Consider the following 3,806-nt stretch of genomic DNA (forward strand, 5'->3'; position numbering starts at 1 on the left):
CCTGTATTGTTCGGACTTATGAGGGGAGTGAAAATAGCGGAAATCATGTGTTCTATGTGTTCGAAACATCACATTAACCTATTTTGCAGCGCATTACATCGAACAGATAGTTTTTTGAGTAGAACACATAAATATAGCAGGGATTAACAGATAGTGATCTTCCTAAAGGTAATCTCTTGCAACTCTTAACCTCAGAAATATCTTTAATCAGGGTTACTTCCAAGCACGAGGAATAAGCCCAATTTCAGTTTGCTGGTAAGTAGGTTGATCTCCAGATTTACTGTATTTTGCTGCTTGCTTTGTCTCGCTCGTTGTTCTCTGTTTAATCTAGCGGTTCAGGCTGTTTATCCGAATTTGCAGGCTGTTTAATTTCGCTATTAGCTGGGCAAAAGGCAGCGATTCGCCGTAAATCATATTCTCCTGCATTTGCCTGTAGTCGGCCTCCCACTGTGGGAGCAATTCGGCAGGTGGTATAATTCGTATGTATTCGGGGCTATGCTTTGTGTAGTCTACCCCTCCAAACTTGGAGAAAATGCTTCGGTGCTTTACAATGGCGCGGTAGAGCTCTTTGTTTTGCAGGGCTTTGTTTGCAAAGTCGGTGTCCATTAACTTTTCAATATCGTAGAGGTGGCGGCTTAGGCGCTCTACTCGCTTTACATTATCGGCACGTTGGAACTCCTCGTGCAGCAAAAAAATCTTCTCCAAGAATGTGCGCTCTGGGTTTACCACTGGCACGGTAATCGGCTCGTCGGTAAAGTTGCGATCGGTAAAGTTTTCGGCTACTAGTGTGGTAAATGTTCGCGGTGTGAACGGTTCACGCAGCGAGCGGCTACCAACTTCCACCAAGAGTCCTGGCTTTAGGTAAGTGTCGGTTTCCGTAAGTTTTGGGTAGTATATCTCTACAACCAGCGGGTCTTGATCGTGGTTTACTACATCTTGGTGCTTAACGGTTACGCTTAACAAGCCTGCCTCGGCAAACTTGGCTTTTAACTCGGGTGTAAATTTCTGGGTAATAAAATCGTAGGAGAGCCTTCGGAGGTCATTCACCTCCTTTTTTTTAGGCTCTTCGTTGGTGAAACCAAGATATGCCTTGTCCAACGCCAAATCAATATCTTCCGAAAAGCGTTGTATAAGGTTCCATCCCTTGCTTAATGAGGTTCCTCCTTTAAAAACAAGGGCGGGGGCACACTCCATCGAGAAAATAAGGGAAAGTGTATGCACCATCCACCAGTCTTTTTCAATAGCCACAGCGGGTAAGCCAATTCGTCTGCCCGTCTCGGTATATAGGTTTAGCTTAGTGGTGTCGGCAAGCTGTAACCACTCCTGCATATGCACCAAGTTACTCATTGGCGGTGCTGGTTTTAATGGATCCTATTAGCTTACGCATCCATTCGGGAGCCAACTTTAAATCGTGCTGTAGATGGTAGGGCTTTTCACTTTGAAGTAGCGTTCTTATTTTTGCTATCTCCTCCTCGCGCACGTTGTCTTTTCCTATCGTTCTCAATGCTTGAATTACCAGCTTACTTATTTCTCCAATTGCGGAAAGGTTTTTAGCGCTTGCTTTCTTAAACGTAATGGATTGCTTACCTATTTTCAACTTACGCGGAGATGCATCGGTGTAGTAAACTACATTCAATGGCACTTGGGTTGTAAGCCCCAACTTGTAAAGCGAGTAGCTGCCTGTTGGCACAATTCGAGCCCTGTCGCGCTTGGCTATGGCTTTTGCTATTTCATCGATACTTGGCAATACTCTCCCCAAGATTTTGTCCGTTGCGGGGCGGGTGTATATACCTTTCGCAACGCGAACAATTTCTTCGGAATCAACCAGTCGCTCTAAAGCCTTTGTTACCGTGTTTGAGGAGGCAATACTGATAAAGTTGTCAGCAAAAAACAGCGTGCCCCCTTTGGCTTTTTTCATTTTTGCAAGTATCTTGTCTTCTGTCGAATACATTGCTTTATAGCGATTGTTTTGTCACAAATATAGCAATAATATATGACAAAGCACAATTCATAACACTAGAATCTAAACACCCATACGCTGGGGTTATATTTTTCTCTAAAATTTCAAAGAGCGTGACCAGAAGGTAGCGGTTTTTCTGCAAGGCTGTTCCTGTCTAGAAGCCCCTGCTACCAAAAAACGCTGCCCCACTCCTTACCCTAGAGGTGATGCCACCAACAGCCTTAGGCCGCCACGCTTGGCCGGCTTGCCATTTGGGCAACATAGCATGACCGCGTTAGGGAGGCTAGCGGGGTGATAATTTCATTTTTTTAAATCGTTTTTCCGCTTCCTTAATTTCTATAAGGCCCTCCTTTGCAATCTCATTTCCAAGCGAAGCCGAAATTTCTAAATCTTTTACTGATCCATCATAATCACCAAGAACTGTTTTTACACGCATCCGTTCCATATAAAGGTCACTGTTTTTCGGTTGAATATCTATCATTCTGTTTATATACAATAAACATTTCTCAAGGTTCTCTTGCTGAAAAGAATAGTAGCGATAGTATTCGCTATACACTCTGATTGAATCATTACCAATCATCAATGCTTTTTCTAAGCATATAGTTAATGAATCCAAATTCTTCTGATAGTAATAACTTTGTGCCTTTGAAAAAAAGTTTTCTGGGTTTCTAGGCTCAACAAGAATAAGACTATCAAGCAATTTCTCTCCTTTGCTAAATTCAGCATGAGTTATTGCCCAGCGGGCATCGCTACGAATGGCATTTCGTAATGAATCAGTATTTGCGTTCTGACCTGAAAGGTTTACGCTTATAACCATAAACAAAATAAATGTTGTTAGCTTCATAAACAGTGTATTATTTAGGACACGTACATATTCTTTCGTGGATACTATCAATGTTTTGTTGCTTAATGGCATCAAGATTTTTTTTAGCAAAAGTCTGCACTCTAAGCAAATCGTTCCGTTTTCTTTGGACATTGGGATCGTTAGGGTTGTATTTGTTTAATGCTGCTAGTTCAAACGAAACCCTATTCATTAACGAAGCATTTAACTCCTGACTTTGCGCTATGTTGAACAAAGTCTCAATTCCGCCAATATACTTGTCTACAACGGGAATAACCCTAATCGCCTCATAAAGTGCCCTTAGGTAGTCTTGATTCATTAAGGCATCAGAAATATTATTTGCTGTGCTATAAGCAGAATGAAGTTTGTTAAAATGCTTTACTACATTTCCTCCCATTCCACAATCCTCAAAATATTTTGTATATATCGCAATTGTGTTAACAACATCTTCCGGTGAAGCGGGAGCATCATAGTCCAACTTCAGAAAGAAAAGCTTCATCCCTTGACTATCTAAAATGAGGTTGTGCATTATATCGGCTTGGCTCTTTGTCGGTTCAATATATTTTTTTATTTGCAATTTACCATCTTTATCCCAAAATGGAATTCCTACACCTTCATAACGACGATTATGATCACATCGTTCAAAAAAACCTTTGAAATCAAATCGCTCAGCAAAGCAAACACATATTTGTCCGCAAATACAAGGATATTGGCCGCACTTTAAGCATCGAAGTTTACAGTCTCCATCACAATCATCCTTTCCACAATCTTTACAAACAAGTTTTAAGGGACCTGCGGCATTATAGTTACCTGCATGCTTCTCAAGGATCGGAAATGTTAGTCCTTCTTTAACTTGTCCTGTTCCAGTAATGATTTTCAAATTTTTCAAATTTTCTATTGTAAAAATATCGGTATAGTATTCATCTCTAGGTCTAAAAGATAATAACTCGCGATAACCACTAAATTTTTTCCCATCTTCAGAAATTGCAACATATGTTTTCCCAG

Annotated in this window: 4 protein-coding genes; all 4 read right to left on the reverse strand. The window is 41.0% G+C overall.

Going from position 1 to position 3,806, the window contains the following annotated elements; translation table 11 throughout:
• Positions 1–327 precede the first annotated feature (327 nt).
• Positions 328–1,347 carry a nucleotidyl transferase AbiEii/AbiGii toxin family protein gene (locus BLS65_RS17275; RefSeq protein WP_092441040.1) on the reverse strand — a complete coding sequence of 340 codons (1,020 nt, stop codon included), beginning with the start codon at positions 1,345–1,347 and terminating at the stop codon, positions 328–330.
• Positions 1,340–1,951: a DUF6088 family protein gene (locus tag BLS65_RS17280; RefSeq protein ID WP_092441041.1), complete on the reverse strand. Its 612-nt coding sequence runs from the start codon at positions 1,949–1,951 to the stop codon at positions 1,340–1,342. The genes BLS65_RS17275 and BLS65_RS17280 overlap by 8 nt, the downstream gene beginning before the upstream one ends.
• 292 nt (positions 1,952–2,243) lie before the next feature.
• Complete coding sequence (locus BLS65_RS17285) at positions 2,244–2,804, reverse strand: tetratricopeptide repeat protein (RefSeq protein ID WP_125869944.1); 561 nt, start codon at positions 2,802–2,804, stop codon at positions 2,244–2,246.
• 10 nt (positions 2,805–2,814) lie between these two features.
• A partial coding sequence (locus BLS65_RS18545) for a hypothetical protein (RefSeq protein ID WP_170830191.1) occupies positions 2,815–3,806 on the reverse strand: 992 nt, incomplete at its 5' end.

It is taken from the genome of Williamwhitmania taraxaci, from assembly GCF_900096565.1.
Taxonomy (GTDB): Bacteria; Bacteroidota; Bacteroidia; order Bacteroidales; family Williamwhitmaniaceae; genus Williamwhitmania; species Williamwhitmania taraxaci.